The sequence below is a fragment of the Vibrio sp. Vb2131 genome, assembly GCF_033338535.1.
Classification (GTDB): Bacteria; Pseudomonadota; Gammaproteobacteria; order Enterobacterales; family Vibrionaceae; genus Vibrio; species Vibrio alginolyticus.
In genome coordinates this window covers 48,709-73,398 of sequence record NZ_JAWOSW010000022.1, presented here as the reverse complement: position 1 = coordinate 73,398, position 24,690 = coordinate 48,709, and the positions used below count along the sequence as shown (strand labels likewise).

Here is a 24,690-nt window from a genome sequence, read left to right as displayed (position 1 = left end):
TTGGCGCTGGACTAAACAAAGGCCCCCTTTTAGGGGGCTCACACAAAGCCACCTTCTTTAGAAGGTGGTAATTTACTACCTGAATAAAAGTGCTGAAGATAAAGTGTTCAGTACGTCATCGGATTGTAAAGTACTGCTGAAGTTATTTTACTGGTCCGACTCTATACTCGAATTTTTGATTGATCGCTCTCTGCCGCTTAGTTACAACTTCCCTACACACTTGCACACCGTTGTTCTAGTCAAGCTCAATACTCTTTGGTAATTTACTCATAACGATAAGAGAGTAGAGATGGTTATGCGTGTGAGTCCGGCTCGTCGCCGCCGATGGAACAATATTCTTATTCTGGGCATTATCGCATTTATAGTGATCTTAAATGCGCCGATGTGGATCAAAAATTACCTATTAACAGATCAAGCAGACCCTTACCCAAATGTACTTCGCTCCGACTATACGGTGGAGTCTTTGTACTATAGTGGCTGGGAGTTCGAGCTGCATGATGGACGGTGGCAATCCAACATCAAAGTTGATGCACCGATTAGTGAACTTGTATCACGCTGGCAATCATTGGAAGGGACCGAGCTCACCTCAGAACAGTACGATCATTTAAAACCTAACCTGGCGGTACCTGAAACGGTAGAAGTTTGGTATCAGGATCTCGAAGAGCCGCAGCGGGTGACTTTCTTTCGTTTATCTGATTTTTGGCTATTTAAAACCTGGCAAGACAAATGGGTCGCTATCTCCGTCGATGAAAACTACCTTATGCCAGAGTAGAGTCTTTTTGCGCCTATACCCCTAATAAGCTTCCCTATTTATCGTTTTTCTTTTCGATTATGCTAGCAGCGAGAACTATTAGCCGGTGAATTGGAGAATCTAATGCCTGAGTTGCCAGAAGTTGAAGTCAGCCGTATGGGGATTAGCCCCCACATGGTTGGACAAACGATCCAGTCGTTTACTTTTCGAACGCCTAAATTGCGCTGGGATATTCCTACAGAGCTTAAAAAATTGGAAGGGCAGGTGATCCGTGCGATTAGCCGTCGTGCGAAATACTTACTGATCGAGACAAACACAGGTACAGCCATTGTTCACTTGGGCATGTCTGGGTCTTTACGTGTCCTAGATGCTGACTTTCCGCCAGCAAAGCACGATCATGTGGATCTCAAACTAAGCAGTGGAAAAATACTGCGTTATAACGATCCGCGTCGTTTTGGGGCATGGCTGTGGTGTGCTCCTGGCGAGTCACATGCTGTGCTAGCAAACATGGGGCCTGAGCCTTTAACTGAAGAGTTCAATGCGGAATATGTAGCGGAGAAAGCTAAAAATAAGCGTGTCGCCGTCAAGCAGTTCATCATGGACAACAAAGTCGTGGTTGGTGTCGGAAATATCTACGCGAATGAGTCGTTGTTTAAATCTCGAATTCACCCTTCAAGGCCCGCAGGTAAGTTGACTTCTCAAGAGTGGGGGTTACTTGTTGAAAATATCAAAATGACACTTGAGATTGCCATTACGCAAGGTGGGACTACGCTGAAAGACTTTGCGCAAGCCGATGGAAAGCCGGGTTACTTTGCACAAGAGTTATTGGTTTACGGAAAAGCAGGAGAGCTATGCCCAGAGTGCGGCGAACGACTTCAAGAGCTAAAGATTGGCCAACGTAATACCTTCTTTTGTAGTGAGTGTCAGAAGTAAGTCGAGCTTAAGTTGTTGTAATCTTGCGCTCGAGCCTCAATAATTCAATCAGTTTCGAATAACTTAGTAAATTATATGAAAGTCATTTATCCGGGCACTTTTGATCCAGTGACTAATGGTCACCTCAATCTAATAGAACGTACTCACGAAATGTTTGATGAGGTTGTGATTGGCGTAGCCGCAAGCCCATCGAAGAACACTATGTTTTCATTGGAAGAGCGCGTTGCACTGATGCAGGACGTTGTAGCGCATTTACCTGGTGTGACGGTAAAGGGGTTCTCCGGGTTATTAGTGGATTTCGCGAGAAATGAGAAAGCTAAGGTTCTTATTCGTGGTTTACGAACAACGGTAGACTTTGAATACGAGTTTGGACTGACCAACATGTACCGAAAGCTATTACCAGGAATCGAGAGCGTATTTTTAACTCCTGAAGAAGAGTTTGCGTTTTTATCGTCGACTATCGTGAGAGAAGTAGCGATTCATGGCGGAAGTATCGAACAATTCGTTCCCAAGCCAGTAGCCATCGCGATTGGGGAAAAATTGAATGAAAGACAGTAAGTTCCCTTATTATTTCTCAAACGCTCTCTCGATACTTATCCCTCGCTTTGTATATCGAGCACAAGCCAAGCGTTTACTTTCGAATCTGACCGAAGCAGAGCTGCAAGGCTGTATTGAGCGGGTGAACTATTACAATAAGTGTGAAACGCCGTTTTCAGTTGATAGTCGAGAACAAAGTTACTCGACCATCGATACATTCAAAAAAACGAAAGGTTGGACGTATTTTTTCGATCTTCGCCAAGTTGTACGCTATTTCCCTTCCAGTTTTGCGTTTAACTACATCAACGGCGATGTTACACACATCCCCAATGTACCGAGCTTTATAAAAAGCCGCCCTATTTTTGGTAACAACCAAAATTCAGTGGTGTTGAAACTTAATCAAGTTCGTCATTTTAAATTTATTGATGATCCTGTTCGCTATCAAGATAAAAAGGACATGGTAGCGTGGCGCGGCGTGGGTTTTCAGCCGCATCGTAAAAAGGTGATTCATGCGTTTTACAACCATCCGCAATGCAATATTGGCCAGACCCGCCCGGTAGAAGGGAAACCATGGGAAAAGGGCTTTATGAGTATTGAAGAGCAACTGCAGTATAAGTTTTTGCTCTGTATAGAAGGCAATGATGTGGCCACCAACCTTAAGTGGGCTATGTCGTCTAACTCCTTGGTTATTATGTCAAAGCCAAAATATGAGACTTGGTTTATGGAAGGTAAGTTAGAGGCAGGCGTCCACTATGTTGAAGTGAAGGATGACTATTCGGATTTACCCGAAAAGATGGATTATTACCTAGCGAATGAGCAAGAAGCATTAGCGATCATTGAAAATGCGCACCAGTGGGTTGAGCAGTTCAAAGATAAACGTAAAGAGCGTTTGATCTCATTGATGGTTGCCGATAAGTACTTCGCTTTATCTCAGCAACAATAAAAAAGGGGCGAAACGCCCCTTTTTTATAATCTTAAGCTTCTAGAAATTGATCAACACCATTCTCACAGCGTTTAAGCTTGTTTTTAATGGTGCTCTCTAAAATCTCGTCATTTTGTCCGAGTGACGCACGAGAGTTTTCTACGTGGTACAAGTGGTAGCCTACACCTGCGAATTTTAGGTAAAGACGTGACTTACCCGCATTCAACATGCGATGAACAAACTCGCTGTCTTCGCGTCCCCATCCAACAAAATCTTGGTTGAAGCCATTCACCTCGATGACATCTTGTCGCCAAAACGCCATGTTGCAACCGCGAGTGGCTTTATCGTTATTGCGCTCGTAAGAGAACCATTTCGATAGCAAAGCGTTGGTGATACAGTTTTTACGATTGCGAATGCCTTTGCTGAAGATAGAAGGCACTAAGCCGTTTTCCATGATGGCCTTGCTGCAGCTTTCATCCGTTAACACACGTCCGCCCTGCACAAACCAATTTGGTTTTGCGACTTGCTTATGTGATTCAATAAACGTTTGGGACAGCACCATGTCGCCATCAATCATGATGAGGTAGTCACCTGATGCTTTGGCGATCGCACGGTTGCGGCTCATTGAAAGTTGAAAGCCATTATCTTCGTGCCAGCTATGAATAAGTGGTACTGGAAAGCCGTCACGCAGTTGGTCGATCATTGCTTTGGTATCGTCTCGAGAACCGTCATCTGCAACAATTACTTCGTCAGGCAAAACGGTTTGACGTTTCACGCTTTCTAACACCGCTTTTAATGCTTCTTTCCAGTTGTAAGTGGTGATAATTAAAGTCGTTTTCATGATTTTCTTGCCTGTTCACGTAAGTAGAGATCGATGTATTTTACAAAAGTAGAGTGCATGCTTAGCCAAGCTAGAATGAAGCCATGTTTGCCATCAAGGAAACCTCGTTTGAGCACATACATCTTCAAAAAGCTCGCAAGAGCGTGAACAATAGCGGTCGTTAACCCCGCTTTCTTTTTACCTTCCCGTTCATCTGTCCAGGCCTTGAGGTAACCAGTGGTTTTATTGATGTAATGATGAAGGTGCTCGTAAGTGTAGTGATGCAGTCGACCATCCAGCTTTTCAGTTTGATAGTTTTTCTCATCAACTTTTTCATGAACGAGCGAATCATTATATTGTGTATATTCGGTGCGATATAAGCGCACAATCCAGTCTGGAGACCAACCAGAATGGTAGATGAACTTACCAAACGCTGAGCTTAGTCGATTAAGTTTGTATAAAACGTTCGGCTTATTGGCTGATACCGCGTGTAAGATACTTTCTTTTAGCTCTGGAGTGACTTGTTCATCTGCATCAAGCCATAAAACGTAGTCTGCCGTAACGTATTGCTGCGCAAGTTGGCGCTGTTTACCGAATCCTGGCCAATCTAGGTTGGTGTAAAACTTATCTGTGTATTGTCGGGCGATTTCTTCAGTGCGATCAGTGCTGCCCGAGTCTAGAAGGACAATCTCATCGACCCAATCTTTTACTGTGTCTAGACAAGCTTGTAAGTGCTTCTCTTCATTTTTTACAATTAAGGCAACGGCTAAGGTTGGTTTGGACAAGGTCATTTCCTTCTTAACAAATCAAGACAGTAAGTTTACTGGTATTGAGGATACAAATCTTCTAAGACTTGATCGAACATGCTCATTACTTGAGTGCTGGTAATGCGGTTCATTGCCGTTTCATCTTTAGCGCGAGTTCGCCAGCTTAACTCGTGACTGTTTTTACCTGTTTCCGCAAAGATCGTTTCTTCATACACTGAGACAACGTATTTTAGATAACGGTAAGGTCCCACTCGCAGCGGATTATGGTGTGCATAGAGCCCGATGATTGGTGTTTTCATTGCATTCGCCATGTGTGCTGGTCCGGTATCGGGGGCGATGACCATTTCAACCTTATCTATTAACGCAAGCATTTGCAGAATTGAACTTTGTCCAACTAAATTTAGACACGGTTCTTCCAAGCGAGATTGAATGGCTTCTGCCAGATCCAATTCTACCTGAGCAGGGCTGCCTGCCAGAATCACGTTCCAGCCTTTTGCTCTGGCGTGATGAATCACATCCACATAACCTTCCGCGTTCCAGTTTTTATAAGCTTTGCTCGCACCAGGCACAATCAGCAGGTTAGGTTTACTACGAGAAATATGAGACTCTGCCCAAGCTTGGTCGTGGTCTGAATAAGAAAGTACCCAGTCTAGTTCTGCCTTTGGTACCCCAATTTGATGGGCAAAGGCCATTAAGCCATCTGCGACATGCAGAGATTGCGGGGAAGGCACTTTGACATTGGTAAATAGTGTTTGAAAGTCCTGGCTTCTATCAGAAGAGAAACCAAGTTTGTATTTTGCTTTAATGCCCAACGTTGCGACACTCGCTCGAATCGCGTACTGCATATGCAATAGCGCATCAAACTCTCTGCCTTTCAGCTGTCGCCAAAGTGATTTGTAGCCATCAAGTCCCGCTTTTTTATCAAAAACAACCACTTCTACACCATCGATGGCGGCTAATAACTGGGCTTCAAGTTTACCCGTTATCCAAGTAATCTGGGTCGAAGGCCAGTGTTTCTGAATAGCTTGAATGGTGGCGATAGTATTGCAAACGTCTCCGATAGCGGACAAACGCAAGACGCATAGTGACGATGGGGCAGAAGTGAACATAATTATTGTCTGATTCGATGAATAGAGGCAGGTAAATTATGCAGACATCCCCAATAAATGTAAAATACACGGCTCGAATATAGCTAAGTACTGATAAGTGTTCTGCAATGTCAAAGACAACACCACATCAATCGCAAGAATCTGGCAAGCCGGGTAACACCGGACTAAAGCGCATCGTTAAAGCGACGGGTTATTCGATCCAAGGATTAAAAGCGGCTTTTAAGCATGAAGCTGCCATTCGACAAGAGTTGGCTCTGTTGAGTATTGCTGTGATTTTGGCTTGGCTAGTGGATGTCGGCATGGTTGAGCGTATCTTAATGATCGGGGTCGTGGTATTAGTCTTGATTGTAGAGCTTGTAAACTCAGCGATTGAGGCGGTAGTGGATCGTATCGGTATTGAACGGCATGAACTCAGTGGGCGAGCTAAAGATATAGGCTCTGCTGCCGTTATGGTTGCTTTGGCGTTTGCTGCATTTACTTGGTTGTATATATTAGCCAGCCGGTATTTAGGCTAGAGGGTGAGCGCATGACTCAACAATATAAAAACAACAACCAAGTGATCTGGTTTGATGACGAGATCATTACAGACCCTAGCCAACCGATATTTGATGCGGAATACTGGCAGTCCTTAGACAAGGTGGTTGGCAGTGCGACGGGGCGAGGCACGACATGGTTTATCCAACTAGAGAACATGCAAGCGGCACTACGTCATTACCGTCGTGGCGGTTTGTTTGGGAAGTTAGTTAACGATCATTATTGGTTCTCTGGCTGGGATAACACCCGTTGTGCGCAAGAGTTTCAGCTTTTGTTGGCGCTAATTGAGGCTGGGGTGCACGTTCCTCGTCCTATAGCAGCAAGAGCCGTAAAGTCAGGACTCTTCTATCAAGCCGATTTATTAAGTGAGCGAATCCCAAACGCCAGAGATCTGGTTAGTATCTTGCAAGAACAGTCTTTATCGGTAGAAATGTATCAGAAAATAGGGCAAGAAATTGCCAAGATGCATCAGGTTGGCGTTAACCATACCGATTTGAATATCCACAATATCTTGATCGACGACAAAGATAAGGTATGGATTATCGATTTTGATAAGTGTCGTTTTGAAACTTCTGGAGACTGGAAGCATCAAAACCTAGATAGATTAAAGCGCTCTTTTGAGAAAGAATTAAAAAGTAAGAATATTATTTGGTCTAAAACGGACTTTGATGAACTCGTAAGTGCCGTTGTGAATTTTTAGGATATGTAAAGTGAGGACATTGCTAAGAGTTTATACCTAGTACAACACATTTGTCTAAGTGCTAAAATATCGCAATTAGCATTCTAAATTATTTGAGGTACAGGTTTCGAACCTGAACAAGAAAGAGCATATTATGTTGAATTCAAAAACAGTCTTAATTACAGGTGGTACCGGTTCGTTCGGTAAACAGTTCATTAAAACCATTCTTGGACGCTATCCAGAAGTTAAAAAAATCATCATTTTTTCTCGTGATGAACTAAAACAGTTTGAGCTGAAACAAAAGTATCCTGCAAAAGATTTCCCACAACTTCGTTTCTTTATCGGTGATGTTCGTGATCAAAACCGCATGATTCAAGCCTGTGAAGGTGTTGATGTGATTATTCATGCTGCAGCGATCAAGCAGGTAGATACTGCTGAATACAACCCGACAGAATGTATCCGAACTAACGTTGATGGTGCAGAGAATGTTATCCAGGCAGCGCTGCAGTGCGGCGTTAAAGATGTTGTAGCGTTATCAACAGATAAAGCATGTGCACCAATTAACCTATATGGAGCAACCAAACTTGCTTCGGATAAGTTGTTCACTGCTGCCAACAACATCAAAGGTTCGAAAGATATCCGTTTCAGCGTTGTACGTTATGGTAATGTTATGGGCTCTCGTGGTTCAGTGATCCCATTCTTTTTGAGTAAACGTGAAGAAGGTATTCTACCAATCACTCATGAAGATATGACGCGTTTCAATATCTCATTGCAAGATGGCGTCAACATGGTGATGTACGCGCTTGAAAACCATTTAGGTGGTGAGATTTTTGTACCAAAAATCCCATCTTACAAAATCTTAGATATCGCTGAAGCTATTGCTCCTGAGTGTGAAACTAAAGTGGTTGGTATTCGCCCTGGTGAAAAGCTCCATGAAGAGATGATCACCGATACTGATTCGCTAAATACGATCGACCTTGGCAAATACTACGCAATTCTTCCTTCTGTTTCGTTCACTTATACAGAGCAAGAATACCTCGAACACCACAAGGCGGAAAAAGTACCGTTTGGTTTCAAATACAATTCAGGTACGAATACAGAGTGGGAAAGTATTGAAGGCCTACGTGAGCTAATCAAAGAGCACGTTGATCCAAACTTTACAGTGTGAGAATAGTAGTGATTCCTTACGGTAAGCAAGATATTAACCAGCAAGACATTGACAGTGTTATTGATGTTTTGCAGTCGGATTTTCTGACGCAGGGCCCCCAAGTCCCTGCATTTGAGCAAGCACTTATCGATCATACAGGTGCAAGCTATGCCCTGGCTGTAAATAGCGCTACATCAGCATTACACATTGCTTGTCTTGCGTTGGGACTAGGTGAGGGGGATTGGCTTTGGACGTCTCCTATTACCTTCGTCGCGTCAGCAAACTGTGGTTTGTACTGTGGTGCACAGGTCGACTTCGTAGATATTGACCCTAATACTTACAACATGTGTCCAAAACGCCTTGAGGAAAAGTTAATCAAAGCGAAAGCTGAAGGTAAGCTTCCGAAAGTTGTTGTGCCGGTGCACTTATGTGGTCAACCATGCGATATGGTGGCGATCGCCAAACTGGCGAAAGAGTACAACTTTAAAGTCATTGAAGATGCTTCACATGCAATTGGCGGCAAATATCAAGGCTTGCCGATAGGGAATTGCGAATACTCGGATATCACTGTCTTTAGCTTCCATCCCGTTAAAATTGTTACGACGGCGGAAGGTGGCGCAGTCATGACCAACCAAAAGGCTTTGTCTGACAAGATGACTTTGCTTCGAAGTCACGGTATTACTCGTGACCCTGAGCAAATGGAGGGTGAAAGCCATGGTGGTTGGTATTATCAACAGGTTGATTTAGGTTTTAACTACCGTATGACCGAGCTTCAGGCAGCACTGGGCGTATCTCAGATGCATCGGTTAGACGCTTTTATTACCGCTCGTCATCATCTTGCAGATCGTTACAATCAGCTATTGAAGTTTTTACCAGTGGTATTGCCATATCAATTGGAGAATACCTACTCGGGCCTTCATCTTTATGTAATTCGTTTGCAGTTGGACAAGATCTCTTTGACACACAAAGAGGTATTTGACGCACTGAGAGGCAAAGGTATCGGAGTTAACCTGCACTACATTCCAGTCCATACTCAGCCTTACTATGAAAAAATGGGCTTCAGTGAAGGTGATTTCCCAGAGTCTGAACGCTATTACCGTGAAGCTATTTCTCTTCCTATGTTCCACGCGATGAGCGAAGAGCAGCAGGATACCGTCGTTCAAGCTCTCACTGAAATATTGCAGGAGCGCTAATGAAAGTCGCGATTATTCCAGCTCGTGGTGGTAGTAAGCGCATACCAAGAAAAAATATCAAAGCATTTCATGGTAAACCTATGATTGCTTACTCTATTGAAGCAGCCATTGCCTCTGGCTGCTTTGATAAAGTGATCGTTTCGACCGACGATACGGAAATTGCAGTCGTTGCCGAGGCTCATGGTGCTTATGTTCCATTTCTCCGCCCAGCAGATATCTCCGATGACTATGCTACAACAATGGATGTCATGGCTCATGCTATTCATTGGTGTCAAGATGAGGGGTGGGATATTGACGCTGTATGTTGTTTATATGCAACGGCTCCATTTGTATTGCCGAGGGATTTACAACACGGTTACGCACTTCTGCAAGGCGAAGGTGTGCAATTCGCTTTTAGTGCTACTTCATTTCCATTCCCAATTCAACGCGCGATTAAACTTGATTCAGACGGTTCTGTTTCGATGTTTTCCCCTGAAAATGAACAGGTAAGGTCTCAAGACCTCGAAGAGGCTTATCACGATGCAGGACAGTTTTATTGGGGGAAAACCAGAGCATTTTTAGAAAAGTACTCTATTTTTTCTCCTCATTCGAAAGCCGTACTTTTACCTCGTAATCGAGTTCAAGATATTGATACCCCCGAAGATTGGGAGCTTGCTGAATCTTTATTTTCTGTGCTAAAGCTCACCAATTAACATTTAGGATGAAGTATGAAGGTTGTTTTTCGAGTCGATGCATCTCTGTTGGTGGGTAGTGGGCATGTTATGCGTTGTCTCGTCTTGGCTGAAGAATTTGCGAACAAAGGATATAACATCGAGTTTGCTTGTTCTCCATTGGACGGAGACATGCGTGCGTTTATTCGTGAACGTGGATTTCAGGTGACGACTCTTGCTAAACCAAGAGACGTTATTGAACCACTTCACGATGCTGATTATGCAGCCTGGCTTCAAAAGAGCGTATCTGAAGATGTGCAAGATTTCCTAACAGAAATCACTTATGCAGATCTTGTTGTTACTGATCACTATGCAATCGGGATTGAATGGCAAGAGCAAGTTATCGCTTCGTTAGATTGCCGAATGCTTGCTATTGATGATCTCGGGCGATGCCATAAAGCTGACTTGATCTTGGATCAAACTCTAGGGCGTGATGAAGCTGATTACTCTGAATCTCAATCTAGAGTCTTAGCGGGCAGTGAATTTGCTTTATTGAGGGCAGACTTCGTGAGTAAGCGAGAATCAGCGCTTTCTAGGGAGATTTCTAACAATCCTCTGAAAGTGCTGGTATCGATGGGCGGGGTTGATGCTCCTAACGCAACTTTCAAAGTATTAGAATCCTTATACGGCAAAGTAGAAGCCAAGTTTACTGTATTGTTGTCGCCTAGAGCGCCTCACTTTGACCAAGTTAAAGAGTGGTGTGCATCTAGAGCTGACGTTTCACATCTCGACTTTGTCTCTGATATGGCAAGTTTAATGCTAGAGCATGACATCGCTATAGGGGCTCCAGGTACCACAAGTTGGGAAAGAGCTTGTCTTGGGCTACCCAACGTAATCGTTCCTTTAGCAGATAACCAGCAACTAATCTGTGAACAATTAGTAAAACATTCTGCGGCATTAAAAGTTGATATCGAGGATATCCCTAGCCAGTTGCAAAGTGAGTTCTTGACAGTTCTGAAGCAGTGGTCCCAATTCAGAGATGCCAATCTTTCTCTTTGCGATGGGCGAGGGGCACACCGAGTCTCTTATGAGGTTGAGTTATTACTGAATGAGACCACTGACGGCTTATCACTCAAGCCTGCTTCGCAAGAAGATGTCGCGTTGATTTATGACTGGCAGTGTCACCCAGAGACGAGAAAGTACGCATTGACTCCTGAGATCCCTACATGGGGTGAACACCAAGCCTGGATGTGTAAAAAACTGAAATCAGCCACTGACTACTTCTATATGATCGTTAGTAGGGATGACGGCAATGAAGTTGGAGCGGTGCGCTTAGATAGAATAGAAGCTGGACATTATTTGGTATCAATATTTCTAGACCCTAAAAGTTATGGGAAAGGGATCGCGTTTAAAGCTTTAAATATTGTGGATGCCATTCATCCTGATGTCACCCTGCATGCTACGGTATTGAAAGCAAATAGTGCATCTCAACGACTCTTCCAAAAATGTTGCTACCAACAAATCGATGAAGAAACTTACGTTCGACGACCAATTGATTGAGGCAAAAATGAAACCATTTATTACCATTGATGGCCGTAAAATTGGGCCAGACTTCCCTCCTTATATCATCGCAGAATTATCCGCTAACCATAATGGTGATATCAATCGTGCTTTCCAAATCATGGAAGAAGCGAAGAAGGCGGGCGCAGATGCGATAAAATTACAAACCTATACTCATGAAACTATTACTATGGATTGTGACTCTGAAGAGTTTCAAATTCATGGTGGTTTATGGGATGGGCAGACTTTGTATGAGTTATATAAAGGAGCTCATATGCCATGGGAATGGCATAAGCCGTTATTCGAAAAAGCTCGAGAGTTAGGTATTACTATCTTTAGTTCTCCTTTCGATTTTAGCGCGGTAGAGCTTTTAGAAGAGCTCGATGCTCCGGCCTATAAGATTGCTTCGTTTGAAGTGATTGACTTACCTCTTATTAAACGTGTTGCCCAAACAGGTAAGCCAATGATCATTTCAACGGGAATGGCGAATCAAGAAGAGATTGCTGAAGCGATCAAGACAGCAAAAGATAATGGTTGTCAGGAGTTGGTGGTGCTTCATTGTGTCAGTGGTTACCCAGCACCTGCAGGCCAATACAATCTAAGAACGATTGCAGATATTGCTGAGCGTTTTGATGTTCTTGCAGGTTTATCTGACCACACTATTGATAACGCAACAGCAGTGACATCTATCGCCCTTGGTGCTTGCTTAATTGAGAAGCATGTGACAATGGATCGCAATGGTGGTGGTGCTGATGATAGCTTCTCACTGGAGCCTCTAGAGTTACAGGCATTGTGTAAAGATACGAAAACAGCGTGGCAAGCTCTTGGTAAGGTTAATTATGAAAGAACTGAAGCGGAAAAAGGTAATGTGAAGTTTCGTCGCTCTCTTTACATTGTGAAAGATATTAAAGAGGGCGAAATATTAACGCCAGAACATGTTCGTAGTATTCGTCCCGGATTTGGTCTAGCACCAAAGTATTATGATGAAGTGATTGGAAAAACTGTAAAAAAGAATATTAGTCGTGGAACTCCAGTCTCTTTTGAATTTATCTAACGGTTATAACTAAGTTCAATCCTCTTTTTATATTCTAATAGAGAGTAAAAAATCACACACTCCTATCTATAATTTAAAAGTAGTGTGTGATTTTTTAGACAGTAGTAATAAATTGAAAGATAAGACGATTAAAGAGGCTTTAAGTTCTTTAATGATGATTCTAGTCTAGACATAAGCAATACCTAGCTGAGCATTGCTTATGCTTGGTTAAAAAGTAGAACTACGATTTTATTGATTTTAAGTAAAATTTTGTATATTTACTCTCTATTTTTTGTAGTAGAGACTTGTTCCTTTTTATTTCTTTGCCATTTACATAGCCTTTCTTGTTATTAAACGAATATCCGTGAACCTTGAACCCTGGATTTATCATATGGCTTGCCATTTTTAGGCAACCTAATTTATTATTTATTGGCTCCAAATCGCTTTCTATTAAGGTAATTAGTTCTTTGGTTGATGTTGGGTTGTAAGTTATATTTAAATGTCGATAGAAACAGTTACCTAATAGGATTGATGGTTTGCTCCAGTATGTCGCCTCTACACCAATACTACTACCAAATGTTATAATTGCATCGCAATTATACATTAGATTATAAGTTGAAATTTTACTTTCAGGTGGAATTACAACAAAATTATCACTTTTTAGTGCCAATAGTTTTTCTAGGTAAGATTTTTGAGTACCACGAAGATTTGGGTGAATCCTAAGATAGAAAATAATATTATGATCTTTCGCGTAATTAGAAATAAACGTAAGGCCTTCATATTGGTTTTTAAATAATCTGTTTTCTTCCCAGCTACCTCCAATGGCCATAAATTCATCTTCTGAACTATTGAATATAGCGATCTTCTTTTTTTTTGGATCCCAGTTGTCAGGTAAGAGGTCTTTATTCTGCTGTTTGGTATAAGACTCTTCATTGCTAAATAGTGATTTCGCTCTATTATTGAAAAATTCTATCGCTCTTTGTTCAGTCTTTGCATAGCCCAGATTTTTAAACAAGCTTTCTACTAAATAGCCATTATATGCAATATCATGAGGCATTGCATTTTCAAAAATCATTGCATTTTCTTTGCTAAAGTTTAACTCAACAACAGTAACAGGGATATTTTTTATTTTTGCTAAATCAAAAAAACTACGATAAGTATTCAAACGAGAGTTAAATAATACGAACTTATCAAATGAAAAATGTTGTTGTAACTGCACAACAGAATCGGTTAGCTTACAGGCAGTAGACAGATATTTATCTATAATTAATCTGGTTTTTTTATTACTATAGTCAATATCAACACTGCGTGTAAGAGATGCATAACTAGATAAGGCTGAGTAGCCCACATTTGTACCTTTATATTTAATAGCTTTTAGTTCTTCAGTGGAATGGTAGTTAAATTTATAACTTCTTAACCCTAAAGTTTCCTCGTGTTTATAGCCACCGATAATGTGAGACAACGCTTCTCGAGTCCGACGTTTACAAGAACGGCAGGTAGATGGAAGGCCTAGAGGATTGTATAAGCAGCTATCATCGGAACCCGAGCAAGTTAATATCGTAATATCATTACCTTGCTTAATCAGTTCATTAGTATAGCTAAGCGTTATTTCTAGGTTTGGACTATGAGCTCCAATTGGAAGTTGGACTAAGATTTTATTAGTCATTTTGCCTCTCAAATACGATAAAAACTAGAAAAGAGTTGTTCATTAATAATAGGGTTGAATTTTTATATTCGATACTTATATTTTGTTAAGAGTTCTGTTTAATGCACCTTTATTTTCTTTTAGCCACAAGTTAGCTCTATGAACACTTTTTGACGCTGTATTACATGATATAATAATTAGTATTGTTTCTGCTAAGGATGTAAAATCATTAATTAGGTAGATCGCCTTACATTCACGAAGACTATTTATAATTTCTATAAAGTTGAAGTAGCTTGGTCCATTGATAGTTGGTTTAGATAGTGCAATAGGCTCTAGCACATTGTGTCCACCAACCTTATCTCCAATTAGGCTTCCACCCATAAAGCAGATGTCCGCTGCGCCCATCAACGTTAGCATCTCGCCCATAGTATCGCCGAGATATACTTGAGTATTCGTCTCTACTGCATGCGTTGAAGTACGACGTACAGTGTTAAAGCCTTGCTGTTGGCAAAGCGTGAACACATCATCAAATCGTTCTGGATGGCGAGGAACTAAAATAAGTAATGCATTTGGATGAGATTTTAAAACTTGTCTATGTGCATCTAATACCTGTTCGTCCTCGCCTTTGTGGGTGCTAGCTGCAATCCAAATCGGACGATCGTTTCCAAGCTGGGCTCGAAGCTGCTGTCCTTGTTGTTTCACTTGCTCTGATATTTGAATATCGAACTTAATCGAGCCAGTAACGGATAGTTTCTTTTTCTCAACACCTAAGCGTTCGAAGCGCTCTGCATCTGAATCCGTTTGGCAGAGTACTTGAGTTAAGCATGGATGAAGCTGGTTAAAAAGCCGCTGTATTTTGGCGTAGTTCTGACAAGATTTTTCAGATAGGCGCGCATTCACGACAGTTATAGGGATACCCGCTTTGTGAACATGGTGAAGCGTGTTTGGCCACAGCTCAGTCTCAATGATCAACATTTGTTTTGGTTGTACTGCTTTAAGAAAACCTTTGATAGCGAACCCAAAGTCAATTGGCATATAGCGGTGTTTAACTAAATCACCCAACTTAGCAACCTGTTCAGCTCCCGTACTCGTTGTTGTAGTAACTAGAATAGATTGTTCGGGGTTTTGTTCCTTAAGGGCTTTGATTAAAGGTGTTGCTGCTATGCTTTCACCAACAGATACGGCATGTATCCAAATAGGTTTGTCGTTGCTTTTTAGCTTGGGGGTTATGCCAAAGTGCTCTTTCCAGCGAGAGCCGAACTTAGGCTTATTTGGTTTGCTCTTGTACAAACCAAATAAAAGTAGCGGTGACGCTAGGGCGAGTAGTAAGGTATAAACAATACGAACTAACATGAGCTTATCGTAATGGCGTCAAATTTTTGGATGCTATCTAGCACTTGCTTAGGCGAAAGTTCTGTCAAGCACTTGAGGTGTTTGTATTGACATTCACGCTGGAAACAAGGGCGACAATCAATATCGGTATGAACAATCTCCACTTTTTCTGCGAGTGGGGGGGTGTACTTCGGTGAAGTTGAGCCATAAACGGCAACAACATTACGACCAACCGCAGCTGCCACATGCATTAAGCCTGAGTCATTCGCGACAACAGTCTTACATGCAGCAAGGAGATCGACTGCTTCAATTAAGCTGGTTTGGCCTGCCAGAACATGAATGTGCTCATGGAATTGCGTCGGAACAAGTGCGCGAATATTGTTACAAGTCTCTAAGTCCTTTTGAGAACCAAACAACCAGATTTGATGTCCAGAATGAGCCATTTGCGTCGCAACTTCAGCGTAGTGTGTTTCGGGCCATTTTTTGGCAGGACCAAACTCTGCTCCTGGGCACAGTCCAATAATTGGTTGGTCTTGGGCTAAGTTGAACTTTTTGATCGTGGCTTGTTGCTCTGCTTCGTTGATTGCAAGGCGTGGGCGAGGTAAAGTTTCAAGCCCGCCAAGAGAGTTAGAATCCACCATTTCTGCTTTTGGATAAGCTAACGCTACATAGCGCTCTACCATGTACTGAAAAGACTTCATGTTAGGGCGTAAGTCGTTCAATAAACCATAGCGCATTTCTCCCTTCCAGCCAGTACGAAGAGGAATGTTGGCAAACCATGGGATCAGTGCCGATTTCGCTGATTTAGGCAAGATATAGGCGTGGTCATATTGCTTTTCACGTAACGATTTGCCAATTTCCCTGCGGCCTAATAAGTTAAACTCACCATGACCGATAGGCATTTCAATCGCTTGATGGATTTCTGGCATACGCTCAAGAATCGGTTTACACCATCCTGGAGCGATAACGTCAATTTGGCTATCTGGATGGCGTTGCTTTAATACGATATATAACGATTGCGACATTACCATATCGCCGACCCATGCAGGGCCAATGACTAAAATCTTCATGCTTTGTTTTTCCAGTATAGGAATTTCAAAATTGACTCATAAGTTCTAAAAAGTTCAGCGTATATTTTATTCGCAAGAGTCATTTTGGATTTATCTTTTCTTTTACCACCAATCGTCGAAGCAATCTCTGCTCTAGTAAAGAGATCTGGAGACACGCTGTAAACTTGAACACCATGTCTCCATGGTTTTTCCATGTAGTCATCGACTGGTTCAATAAACTTTTGAGCATGCATAACAAACTTTGATGCTGCTTTAGGTGTGACGATATAAGCGGTGGTACCACAAGTGCCTGCTGAGTATCCCCCTAGCATATGATTATCATCAATAGGTACGATTGGGGTGAATACACGCTTCTGAGTGGCAGACAATTTGATGTAGTCATAATTAGAAGTCAATGGAAGGGTATGTTCGAGTACTTGCTTCAGCCCTTCTACGGGGTCGACGTTGTCTTCTAAGATGACGATCGGTTCATCAAGCTCAACACATCGAACCCACAACTCGTAATGGCTTGCAAAACAGGCGACTTCACTGGTTTTTAATTGATACCCTTTGCGGCGCAGAGTAATGGTTGGACGACTTTTTTCTGAATGAAGAAAACGGTCAACAGAGCCATCTACTGCATCAAAAAATTCAAACGTAATGCCTTGTTGTTTTAACTTTTCTTCAATACGTTCTCGGCGATCTAGTGATCGAGCCAAGCTTACGACAAATACTTTCACTGCACTTTCCAGTCGCTGTTATATCTTGGTTTAAACAAATTGTAATAGTTATTGCCGTCTTCTTGAGAGTGCAGCAACTGCAGTACCCACATATATTGTTCGGGTTTATCACCGACAAAATATTCAATTGCTTCATTACAGGTACGAGCGTCTTGCTCTTCGCCTTTATCCAGCTCAAACGCCGGTAAAATCTCAATATCAAACGTACCATCTTCAGTGTTCATCGACGCAAATAGAGGCAGTACTTTTGAGCGTGATAGTTTCGCAATTTTGCCTAAACCAGGTAGCGTTGCTTTACGTGTTGCAAAAAAATCTACAAACACACTATGCTCTGGGCCGTGATCTTGATCGGGTAGATAATACCCTACATAGCCATCTCGAATGGATTTCAGAAAAGGCTTAATGCCACCTGAGCGTTCATAAACACGGCCACTGTATTGGACTCTTTGCTTGTGCATTAGCCAGTCAGCAACATCATTCTTTTGTTTCTTCGCCATTGCAGAAACTGGCATTCCCATTGACGCGAGCAAGATAGCAGGCACATCAATGGCCCAAGAATGGGGAACCATTAAAATCACATTTTCGTTGTTATCAATGTGCTGTCGTAAAATGTCTAGGCCGCGAATTTGGCAACGGTTCTGAAGCCACTTTGGTGAGCGTAAACTTAGTAACCCGAAGCGAAAAAAGAACATGGCTGCTGTGTAGAGTGTTTTTTCTATCAAAGTTTCACGTTCTTGGAACGACTTTTCCGGAAAACACAGCTCAAAGTTAACCCTCGCTCGGTGAGCTGGACCTTTGTGGGATTTACACAGTTTTTTGGCTATGGTTTTCGCTAACCACTTTTGTAAACCCAGAGGCATTAATGATAACGGTAAAAATAAGATAACACCTAACCACGTGCCCCAGTACTTAGGCGACAGAAAGTGGCGCTTAAACTCAGGGTTATATGCTTTAGGGTCGAAGTCATCACGTTTTATGGTCATGGCGTGTCTAGTTACCTATTCGTGTACGGGCGAAGTGGTTTAAATGAGAAAAAGATAGTTAGGAATGATACAGGCTATTGCACTTGAGTAAAGGTGGCAGGTTATGGTTCTACCACCTTGTGGTGCTTAACTGTTTTGGATAGTCAAGTATTCGGCAACGCCTTCTGCAACCGTCTTGAATTCAACATCACAGCCTGCGGTGCGCAGTTTGGTCAGATCCGCTTGTGTGAATTCTTGGTAAGCGCCTTTTAGGTGCTCAGGGAATGGGATGGTTTCAATTTGGCCTTTGCCATGATGCTTGATAACTGCTTTTGCTACCTCTTCAAAAGATTCAGCACGGCCAGTACCACAGTTAAAAATGCCTGATACGCCGTTTTCTAAGAACCACAGGTTAACTTTACATACATCACCAACGTAAACGAAGTCGCGTTTGAATGATTCGCTGCCCGCGAACAATTTAGGATTTTCACCTGCGTTAAGTTGGTTGTTTAGGTGGAACGCAACTGAAGCCATGTTACCTTTGTGGTCTTCACGTGGGCCATATACATTGAAGTAGCGGAAGCCGGTGATTTGAGAAAGGGTCTCACCATGTTCTTCAGCATCTTGCCATAGGCGACGAACGTAGTTATCAAACTGCTGTTTCGAGTAACCGTATACATTCAGTGCGCCTTCGTATTCGCGTTCTTCAACGAAAGTCTCTGTATCGCCGTAAGTGGCTGCGGAAGAAGCGTATAGGAATGGAATCTCGCGATCTAAACAGTAATGCAGCAGCTCTTTAGAGTACTCGTAATTGTTTAGCATCATGTACTTACCATCCCACTCGGTCGTTGCAGAGCAAGCACCTTCGTGGAAAATTGCCTCAATCGGCCCAAAATCATCGCCCGCCATAATTTGGGTCAGAAAGTCGTCACGATCCATGTAATCTGTGATGTCCAGATCAACTAAGTTCTTAAACTTTTTACCATTTTTTAGGTTGTCGACAACCAGGATATCGTTAATACCAGTTTCGTTTAGTGCTTTAACAATGTTGCTGCCGATCATGCCAGCACCACCAGTTACGATGATCATAAGACTTCCACCATAGATTAAAATTTTCTCAGGAATTCTAGCAAGAAACAGAAATTAGCGCTATTGGAAGGAAAAGAAAGGTAAAAAGCGCTTGGGCATAAGTAAAAGGGAGCTGAAGCTCCCTTAAATAGTGTTGTTATTCAGCGTTTGACGCGTTTGACGCGTTTGGTCTCTGGTACCAAGGGTTGCGCTCGTCTGTTAATTGAATAAGTTCGTATTTTCTATTTAGCTTCTGACCACCATCACGAGTGATTGGTTGCCAAGAGAAGTTTGCTCTATTGTTACTTGGTTTCACTGTCATGATATCGTATGGAATCGAAATGTAGAAACCTTTAGTAAAACTGCCTTCACCAAACTCTTCTGCAGTTAAATTCGTAAACGAAGCGTAAGCACCGGCGATTACGCCACTGTCAAACTGCTTAGCTATGTTTATTTGAGTACCGACGTCACCACCGAGGAACTGCCCCACATCTACTTGTACCATCAAATTGGATAGAAAATCCCATTGGGGGTAGTAATACGCAGAAACGAAACCTGTGAAGCCTTTATCAATAACTTGGAAAGGATCTCCGTATTCTGGAACATACTGCCACTTTTCATCGTACACACCGAAGTAACTTTGCGGGTCACGTTGAGAGATCAAGTTTACATCTGCACCGATCGCCCAGTTTGCGCCTTTCGGTCGATATAAGAATTCGGTACCCACACCCGCAAACATGCTCTCTAGATAACCGGCGTAGAACTGTTGGTCCATGGTATCTGAGTACTCTTTGAACCAAGTTAATTGAAGATTCTGCATAGTTACAGGATATTCATCTCTATAGGCCCTAAACATCGTGCGTACACGAGGTATCGTCGTGCCATCCGGCGGAGTGACGTAGTTAAACTTGTCGTAGTTGTTGTACCAATCCCAATAAAGAGCACCGCCTACTTCTAAGTCATCTGTCAGCCAATAAGAGGCTTCACCTTTAAGTCCCACACTAAAGAAGTAAAATGTTTCAGCAGCACCCAGTGTTTGAACCAGTTGCGGGGAAAAACCATAATCGAAACGCTCAAAACCGTCGTAGATAAGATTACCTTGTGGTTTTTCATTTCCTTTTGAAGTTGCGTCTTCAATGCTAGGAGTGATGTAGTTAACTTCTGCAAAGTCACGGTATTTCTCTTTCGAGATAGCCGTTTGATCACCGATTAATCCACCACTACGTTCATTAATAGTAAAGGTATCAATGTTGTTTGGCATTTCGTTGTAAAGGATTGCCGCTGCTTTTTCATGAGCTTCGTTGCGATCACGATACTTTTTCTGTTCGCCAACAATCGAGACGGTATTGTCTTCAACATAGAGTTGGGTATTTTGGTAGCCAGCAATCTTATCCAGCTCCTCGGTAACACGTTCCCAATCTACATCAGATAACTGCTCTGGTTGTTTGTCTTCAACTTCTGGAGTTGGAGCATCACGCCAGAAAGACGGCATATCATTGAAGTTTGTGTAAAGGCTTACGCCTGCAACTAACGTATCACCGCGCTCGTAGCTCAAACGCAAATCGGCCATATGCCCTAAACGATACAGAACACCAAAGTTCCAAGGCGTATGAGGTGTCATGTCTATACTACCACGTACCACAGGATAGTCTTCACTGTAGTCGTTGCTGTCGTATTCAAGCTTAAAGCGTAGCGGTGCGTGCAAAGTTTGATACTCGACACCACCAAAGAGTGCAGCAGGACCTTTGAACCAACGTTCAAAATCCACGCTTCCGCCATTATTTTTGAAATCTGAAGGGCGTTCACAGAAACTATCGGACAGCTTACAAGCCGGGTTGCTGATGTTGTCGCGCGTGCCTAAGTAGCCCCAACCCATACCTAAAGTGAAATCAAAGGTACCAAGGCTTGGGTTAGAGTAACGTTTTGTTGCGGCAATAAACTCACCATCAAAAAGACCAGTGCCCGCAAAGTCACGCACCCCAATAGAAAGTTCCGGTAGGTAACTTGATTCTTGTAAAAGTCTAACTTTAAAGTCGATACCTTTATCCGTAAATTTTGTATCACCAGAAAACGTTGGGTCTTCACTATAAAGAACATCATTGACTCTAGTATAGCGAATAGTCGTTTCTAACCAGGGCATCACTTGTAGTGTGACATTGTAAAAAAGGTACTCATCGCTGCCGGTAACAGCAAAGTTAAACTCGCCTTCAGGTGCCATACGACCTGTTGGCATCTGCATTAAGCCGACACCACCAAAGTCCATTTGTGATGGTTGCAATGGTGGTGCTTCGAAAGGCATGTCTTGAGCCCACACCAACGCTGGACCCATTAAAGAAAGGGATAAACTGGTTCTGATCAGGTTCATGTCTAGTTCTTCGATGAGGTTGGTTTACGTTGTGCAAGCAGAGCGACAATGTCTTTATCCATTTGTGATTTTTCGAACTCATCAAATGGGATATACACAATGGTAAGTGGCGGCAAGTAATATTGAGTGGTTAACCAACTGCCATGGTGAGGATGAATAACCTTGCCATCCGGATAAATTAGGATTGGCGGATAGGAAAGCTCATCAATATCACTTGAACGTAGGTTATCGATCTGTTCATGCAGAGCGACACCCGTTTGGTTTTCTACCGCGTAGACTTTTTCCAAGTTACCCACATACAACACTTTTTCTTCACGTTTTGGTGCACTTAACGCAAGTTGACCTTGTAAAAGAGGGTTATCAAATTTATCTAGACGGATGCGATCAACATCAATGGCCGATAGCACGCGAGGTGCAAACTGGCTTCGTTGGATAAACTTGTAAAATGGGTGCGCAACTAAATTATGTTGAATCATTTGGTTTAACACCGAATTCTTTAAGGCAGTACTTTCTTGCACTGCGGTTTCGGTGTTATCAAATAGAGTCACAGCTAAAGGGTATTGCAGGGCGATTTGTTGTTCTTGTGCATGCTTAAGTACGCTCTCTAAACGTGCCGCTTGTTGGAATTGCAATGCTTTGCCCGTTCCGACAAGTTCTATATTGAGCGGTGGTGAGGTGTGATTTTGAGCTTGAACGGTAGTCGGTGTCGCCAGAATCGTTGCCGTTAAACTTAGGCTTAATAAAGATAGCAGTCGCTTATTCATGATTTGCTGTACCCTTTCAGAATCGTCAATTCAACAGGCACCATGTTTGGACCTAAGTGTTGACGTGTTTTCACTACTTCTCCTTTACCGTTTACCCAGTATTGGTTTTCTACAGTTTTTTCTAAGCTGGTAAACGTTACAACCTCGGTATAAACATCAGTAGAGGTAGATGAAATAGGGGTTATGACGGTTTCTTTACCTTGGCGAGAACGTTGGACTTTAGCCGGGAACCCATAACGGTATTTGTCAGCCCAATCGTAAGAAAGAGAATACTGCACAGAGGGTGCTGAGTAGGCAGGAACGTTGCCATAAATGCCTGCTAGATTGGTGGTTTGCAAACCAATAGTTTTAACAATATGACCGTTCTCTGTTACCACCATTGCCTTGTCTGCACTTACCCACTTTAATTGGGTATTGCCAGTTAATGGGTTTTGCTCAGCAAAGGCCAACACTACGAAGACCTGTTTTTGGTCACCAATTTTTAAGTAAGCACTAGCATAAGGAACTGCTTCAATTTCTTCTGGCGTTAGCTCGACATCGATGTAGTTGCCATAAGCTTCTTGGATTGTTGCGGATACGTCATTAAATTTTTGTGTACAGCCGAAGATTGAGTTCAGTAAAGGTAGGGCAACAAGTAAGCGCATCCATTTTAGCGATAGAAAGGTGTTCATCATTCCCTCATTACAAATAAAATCGCCCTGAGAAATCAGGGCGATATATAAGTCAAGCTAGGCTTGCTTATTTTTTAACACTAGTAGTCGTAGTTGTAGTTGAGTCACTATCTGACGCTGCAACCGCTACTACAGTTACTGCTGCTGCTGCACCTACCGCTACTGCAGTTGTACCAGTGGCAGACGCAGATGCGGCACCAGCAGAACCTGCTTCTTCAGCTGCAAATGCAGTTGATGCGCTTAGAGCCATAAGAATAGCTAGAGCTGTGTTCTTCATTATTAATCCTTGTATTTCAGATTTTAAAACATCGATGTTTGGTCTGTTTAGAACATACCCTCGTCCATTTTAGTTAAAAAACAATCAGCATGTAAACAGTTTCCTATGTGAATTTGCCTAACGTTAAAGAAAAATTGTTGCAAGACTGAGAATAGATAATTGCTTAGGTTTGATAGTTGTATTTAATCAAAATGCTTATTTTTACTGTGTTACTTCAAGCCACCTCTGAGTTTACGCAGACGTTCACATTTTTTACTCAATGCATCCGTAGTTGTGTTCTGTTTTAAGAGGCTGGCAGCCAGTGTTTTTCTCATTCGTGAGAATTTACGAACCATAAACGGAAATCTGAGACGTTTTTGCCCCCTTGCCGTTTTGCGCTAATACATGCATAATTTGCCAGCTTTTGTGTTGTGTTTATAAAAGATTGTTTTTTGAACGGTTAGTCGCAAAAGTGAGGCTTAAAAAGAATATTTATATCAATAAACCGAGTGGATCGGGAATCAGCGAACAGTGGCTAACGCGTAATGCCGCCGGGCGGTAGCGTGTAAACGCACAAGCGAAATTGACAAAAGTTAACAGACATTCACTGCGCGCGTCGTTCATAATGTGCAGCGGTCAGTCGACACCCAAGGAACACTTACGTGATTAATAAACGACCATGGCTAGGGGCGTTGAGTGCAATCAGCTTAGGCTTGTGCTCATTTTTTGCCTCAGCAGATTTTTATGCTGGTGCGTTAGTAAGTTACTCTAACGCTGAATTTCATCATTCCTCTTCTCCAGTAACCGAGGGAAACCCTTTCCTTCTTCAAGCGCAAGCTGGTTACTTCTTCAATGATTACCTCGCTTTTGAAGCTCGTTACGGAACTTCTGTACAACGAGATAGCGGACTTGCACTAGATAGTCTTGCGAGTGGTTTTATTAAGTTGAATATGCCTGTCTCCGAGCGTGTAGCACTTTACGGACTTGCCGGTTATTCTAGTGTCCAGATCGACCAACAAAATGTAGGCTCTAATAAAGATCAAGGTTTTAGCTTTGGCTTGGGTATGCATTATGCTTTGGACAAGCAGAATGCAGTTGTCTTTGAGTTTGTTGATAGCACATCTGAGGACCAGGCACGCTTGAACGCACTTACTCTTGGCTTTCAACACCGATTTTAATTAAAGACCTAGCGCCTAGTTTTGT

At 42.4% G+C, this 24,690-nt stretch carries 25 protein-coding genes; 12 read left to right on the top strand and 13 right to left on the bottom strand.

Annotated elements, in window-relative coordinates; translation table 11 throughout:
• Positions 1–295: 295 nt before the first annotated feature.
• The 4 genes from R7E38_RS19850 (at position 296) to R7E38_RS19835 (ending at position 3,164) form a co-directional block, all read left to right on the top strand.
• Positions 296–772, top strand: coding sequence for a hypothetical protein (locus R7E38_RS19850; RefSeq protein ID WP_262644759.1), 477 nt, complete (start codon positions 296–298; stop codon positions 770–772).
• Between the two features lie 102 nt (positions 773–874).
• Complete coding sequence (mutM, locus tag R7E38_RS19845) at positions 875–1,684, top strand: bifunctional DNA-formamidopyrimidine glycosylase/DNA-(apurinic or apyrimidinic site) lyase (RefSeq protein WP_138939694.1); 810 nt, start codon at positions 875–877, stop codon at positions 1,682–1,684.
• A gap of 75 nt (positions 1,685–1,759) precedes the next feature.
• The gene (coaD, locus tag R7E38_RS19840; RefSeq protein WP_017820709.1) at positions 1,760–2,242 is read left to right on the top strand and encodes a pantetheine-phosphate adenylyltransferase; all 483 of its coding nucleotides are present in this window, start codon (positions 1,760–1,762) and stop codon (positions 2,240–2,242) included.
• The gene (locus tag R7E38_RS19835; RefSeq protein ID WP_033905954.1) at positions 2,229–3,164 is read left to right on the top strand and encodes a glycosyl transferase family 90; all 936 of its coding nucleotides are present in this window, start codon (positions 2,229–2,231) and stop codon (positions 3,162–3,164) included. Before coaD ends, R7E38_RS19835 begins: the two co-directional genes overlap by 14 nt.
• A 31-nt stretch (positions 3,165–3,195) precedes the next feature.
• Here the strand turns inward: R7E38_RS19835 and R7E38_RS19830 are convergent, their stop codons facing one another.
• The 3 genes from R7E38_RS19830 to R7E38_RS19820 are packed head-to-tail and all read right to left on the bottom strand — an operon-like array spanning position 3,196 to position 5,839.
• Entirely contained in the window at positions 3,196–3,984 is a 789-nt protein-coding gene (locus tag R7E38_RS19830) for a glycosyltransferase family 2 protein (protein ID WP_318082038.1), read from the bottom strand.
• On the bottom strand, positions 3,981–4,748 hold the full coding sequence (locus R7E38_RS19825; RefSeq protein ID WP_047103887.1) for a glycosyltransferase family 2 protein: 768 nt from the start codon (positions 4,746–4,748) through the stop codon (positions 3,981–3,983). The genes R7E38_RS19830 and R7E38_RS19825 overlap by 4 nt, the downstream gene beginning before the upstream one ends.
• Before the next feature lie 35 nt (positions 4,749–4,783).
• Positions 4,784–5,839, bottom strand: coding sequence for a glycosyltransferase family 9 protein (locus tag R7E38_RS19820; RefSeq protein ID WP_248524609.1), 1,056 nt, complete (start codon positions 5,837–5,839; stop codon positions 4,784–4,786).
• 107 nt (positions 5,840–5,946) lie between these two features.
• On the opposite strand from R7E38_RS19820, the gene R7E38_RS19815 reads away from it, so the two are divergent.
• The 7 genes from R7E38_RS19815 to pseI all read left to right on the top strand — a co-directional run bounded on the left by R7E38_RS19815 (position 5,947) and on the right by pseI (position 12,656).
• Positions 5,947–6,354, top strand: a complete 408-nt coding sequence (locus R7E38_RS19815) for a diacylglycerol kinase (RefSeq protein WP_005395798.1) — start codon at positions 5,947–5,949, stop codon at positions 6,352–6,354.
• A gap of 11 nt (positions 6,355–6,365) precedes the next feature.
• Positions 6,366–7,073 carry a 3-deoxy-D-manno-octulosonic acid kinase gene (locus tag R7E38_RS19810; RefSeq protein WP_318082035.1) on the top strand — a complete coding sequence of 236 codons (708 nt, stop codon included), beginning with the start codon at positions 6,366–6,368 and terminating at the stop codon, positions 7,071–7,073.
• Positions 7,074–7,206: 133 nt separating this feature from the next.
• Positions 7,207–8,220 (top strand): UDP-N-acetylglucosamine 4,6-dehydratase (inverting), encoded by a 1,014-nt coding sequence (pseB, locus tag R7E38_RS19805; RefSeq protein ID WP_318082033.1) that lies wholly within the window; start codon positions 7,207–7,209, stop codon positions 8,218–8,220.
• Positions 8,221–8,228: 8 nt separating this feature from the next.
• Complete coding sequence (gene pseC / locus R7E38_RS19800; RefSeq protein ID WP_411978683.1) at positions 8,229–9,392, top strand: UDP-4-amino-4,6-dideoxy-N-acetyl-beta-L-altrosamine transaminase; 1,164 nt, start codon at positions 8,229–8,231, stop codon at positions 9,390–9,392.
• Complete coding sequence (pseF, locus tag R7E38_RS19795; RefSeq protein ID WP_238852783.1) at positions 9,392–10,084, top strand: pseudaminic acid cytidylyltransferase; 693 nt, start codon at positions 9,392–9,394, stop codon at positions 10,082–10,084. Before pseC ends, pseF begins: the two co-directional genes overlap by 1 nt.
• 15 nt (positions 10,085–10,099) lie before the next feature.
• The gene (pseG, locus tag R7E38_RS19790; protein ID WP_315874250.1) at positions 10,100–11,602 is read left to right on the top strand and encodes a UDP-2,4-diacetamido-2,4,6-trideoxy-beta-L-altropyranose hydrolase; all 1,503 of its coding nucleotides are present in this window, start codon (positions 10,100–10,102) and stop codon (positions 11,600–11,602) included.
• A gap of 7 nt (positions 11,603–11,609) precedes the next feature.
• The gene (gene pseI, locus R7E38_RS19785; RefSeq protein WP_213889206.1) at positions 11,610–12,656 is read left to right on the top strand and encodes a pseudaminic acid synthase; all 1,047 of its coding nucleotides are present in this window, start codon (positions 11,610–11,612) and stop codon (positions 12,654–12,656) included.
• 220 nt (positions 12,657–12,876) lie between these two features.
• Here pseI and R7E38_RS19780 read toward each other — a convergent pair whose 3' ends face one another.
• The 10 genes from R7E38_RS19780 to R7E38_RS19735 form a co-directional block, all read right to left on the bottom strand.
• The gene (locus R7E38_RS19780) at positions 12,877–14,301 is read right to left on the bottom strand and encodes a hypothetical protein (protein ID WP_318082030.1); all 1,425 of its coding nucleotides are present in this window, start codon (positions 14,299–14,301) and stop codon (positions 12,877–12,879) included.
• 75 nt (positions 14,302–14,376) lie between these two features.
• Positions 14,377–15,633, bottom strand: a complete 1,257-nt coding sequence (gene waaA / locus R7E38_RS19775) for a lipid IV(A) 3-deoxy-D-manno-octulosonic acid transferase (RefSeq protein ID WP_213889201.1) — start codon at positions 15,631–15,633, stop codon at positions 14,377–14,379.
• Positions 15,627–16,682, bottom strand: a complete 1,056-nt coding sequence (gene waaF, locus R7E38_RS19770) for a lipopolysaccharide heptosyltransferase II (RefSeq protein ID WP_318082029.1) — start codon at positions 16,680–16,682, stop codon at positions 15,627–15,629. The genes waaA and waaF overlap by 7 nt, the downstream gene beginning before the upstream one ends.
• Positions 16,679–17,401, bottom strand: a complete 723-nt coding sequence (locus tag R7E38_RS19765) for a glycosyltransferase family 25 protein (protein WP_186584527.1) — start codon at positions 17,399–17,401, stop codon at positions 16,679–16,681. The genes waaF and R7E38_RS19765 overlap by 4 nt, the downstream gene beginning before the upstream one ends.
• The gene (lpxM, locus tag R7E38_RS19760; protein ID WP_318082027.1) at positions 17,398–18,384 is read right to left on the bottom strand and encodes a lauroyl-Kdo(2)-lipid IV(A) myristoyltransferase; all 987 of its coding nucleotides are present in this window, start codon (positions 18,382–18,384) and stop codon (positions 17,398–17,400) included. Before lpxM ends, R7E38_RS19765 begins: the two co-directional genes overlap by 4 nt.
• Before the next feature lie 126 nt (positions 18,385–18,510).
• Positions 18,511–19,452 (bottom strand): ADP-glyceromanno-heptose 6-epimerase, encoded by a 942-nt coding sequence (gene rfaD / locus R7E38_RS19755; RefSeq protein ID WP_318082025.1) that lies wholly within the window; start codon positions 19,450–19,452, stop codon positions 18,511–18,513.
• Positions 19,453–19,588: 136 nt separating this feature from the next.
• Positions 19,589–21,796: a YjbH domain-containing protein gene (locus R7E38_RS19750; RefSeq protein WP_318082024.1), complete on the bottom strand. Its 2,208-nt coding sequence runs from the start codon at positions 21,794–21,796 to the stop codon at positions 19,589–19,591.
• Positions 21,797–21,798: 2 nt separating this feature from the next.
• Positions 21,799–22,560: a YjbG polysaccharide synthesis-related protein gene (locus R7E38_RS19745; protein ID WP_318070309.1), complete on the bottom strand. Its 762-nt coding sequence runs from the start codon at positions 22,558–22,560 to the stop codon at positions 21,799–21,801.
• Positions 22,557–23,231: a YjbF family lipoprotein gene (locus tag R7E38_RS19740; protein WP_318082040.1), complete on the bottom strand. Its 675-nt coding sequence runs from the start codon at positions 23,229–23,231 to the stop codon at positions 22,557–22,559. Before R7E38_RS19740 ends, R7E38_RS19745 begins: the two co-directional genes overlap by 4 nt.
• 67 nt (positions 23,232–23,298) lie before the next feature.
• Positions 23,299–23,508, bottom strand: a complete 210-nt coding sequence (locus R7E38_RS19735) for a hypothetical protein (protein WP_140094649.1) — start codon at positions 23,506–23,508, stop codon at positions 23,299–23,301.
• A 641-nt stretch (positions 23,509–24,149) separates the two neighbouring features.
• Here R7E38_RS19735 and R7E38_RS19730 point away from each other — a divergent pair.
• The gene (locus R7E38_RS19730; RefSeq protein ID WP_318082023.1) at positions 24,150–24,665 is read left to right on the top strand and encodes a porin family protein; all 516 of its coding nucleotides are present in this window, start codon (positions 24,150–24,152) and stop codon (positions 24,663–24,665) included.
• The last annotated feature ends 25 nt before the right edge of the window (positions 24,666–24,690 follow it).

Coding starts and splice junctions, on each gene's coding strand:
- waaA (WP_213889201.1), bottom strand. CDS start 15,633: ATGTTAGTTCGTATTGTTTATACCTTACTACTCGCCCTAGCGTCACCG.
- rfaD (WP_318082025.1), bottom strand. CDS start 19,452: ATGATCATCGTAACTGGTGGTGCTGGCATGATCGGCAGCAACATTGTT.
- coaD (WP_017820709.1), top strand. CDS start 1,760: ATGAAAGTCATTTATCCGGGCACTTTTGATCCAGTGACTAATGGTCAC.
- R7E38_RS19810 (WP_318082035.1), top strand. CDS start 6,366: ATGACTCAACAATATAAAAACAACAACCAAGTGATCTGGTTTGATGAC.
- lpxM (WP_318082027.1), bottom strand. CDS start 18,384: ATGACCATAAAACGTGATGACTTCGACCCTAAAGCATATAACCCTGAG.
- R7E38_RS19745 (WP_318070309.1), bottom strand. CDS start 22,560: ATGAATAAGCGACTGCTATCTTTATTAAGCCTAAGTTTAACGGCAACG.
- pseI (WP_213889206.1), top strand. CDS start 11,610: ATGAAACCATTTATTACCATTGATGGCCGTAAAATTGGGCCAGACTTC.
- mutM (WP_138939694.1), top strand. CDS start 875: ATGCCTGAGTTGCCAGAAGTTGAAGTCAGCCGTATGGGGATTAGCCCC.
- R7E38_RS19740 (WP_318082040.1), bottom strand. CDS start 23,231: ATGAACACCTTTCTATCGCTAAAATGGATGCGCTTACTTGTTGCCCTA.
- R7E38_RS19780 (WP_318082030.1), bottom strand. CDS start 14,301: ATGACTAATAAAATCTTAGTCCAACTTCCAATTGGAGCTCATAGTCCA.
- waaF (WP_318082029.1), bottom strand. CDS start 16,682: ATGAAGATTTTAGTCATTGGCCCTGCATGGGTCGGCGATATGGTAATG.
- R7E38_RS19820 (WP_248524609.1), bottom strand. CDS start 5,839: ATGTTCACTTCTGCCCCATCGTCACTATGCGTCTTGCGTTTGTCCGCT.
- R7E38_RS19850 (WP_262644759.1), top strand. CDS start 296: ATGCGTGTGAGTCCGGCTCGTCGCCGCCGATGGAACAATATTCTTATT.
- R7E38_RS19830 (WP_318082038.1), bottom strand. CDS start 3,984: ATGAAAACGACTTTAATTATCACCACTTACAACTGGAAAGAAGCATTA.
- R7E38_RS19750 (WP_318082024.1), bottom strand. CDS start 21,796: ATGAACCTGATCAGAACCAGTTTATCCCTTTCTTTAATGGGTCCAGCG.
- pseB (WP_318082033.1), top strand. CDS start 7,207: ATGTTGAATTCAAAAACAGTCTTAATTACAGGTGGTACCGGTTCGTTC.
- R7E38_RS19815 (WP_005395798.1), top strand. CDS start 5,947: ATGTCAAAGACAACACCACATCAATCGCAAGAATCTGGCAAGCCGGGT.
- pseG (WP_315874250.1), top strand. CDS start 10,100: ATGAAGGTTGTTTTTCGAGTCGATGCATCTCTGTTGGTGGGTAGTGGG.
- R7E38_RS19835 (WP_033905954.1), top strand. CDS start 2,229: ATGAAAGACAGTAAGTTCCCTTATTATTTCTCAAACGCTCTCTCGATA.
- R7E38_RS19735 (WP_140094649.1), bottom strand. CDS start 23,508: ATGAAGAACACAGCTCTAGCTATTCTTATGGCTCTAAGCGCATCAACT.
- pseF (WP_238852783.1), top strand. CDS start 9,392: ATGAAAGTCGCGATTATTCCAGCTCGTGGTGGTAGTAAGCGCATACCA.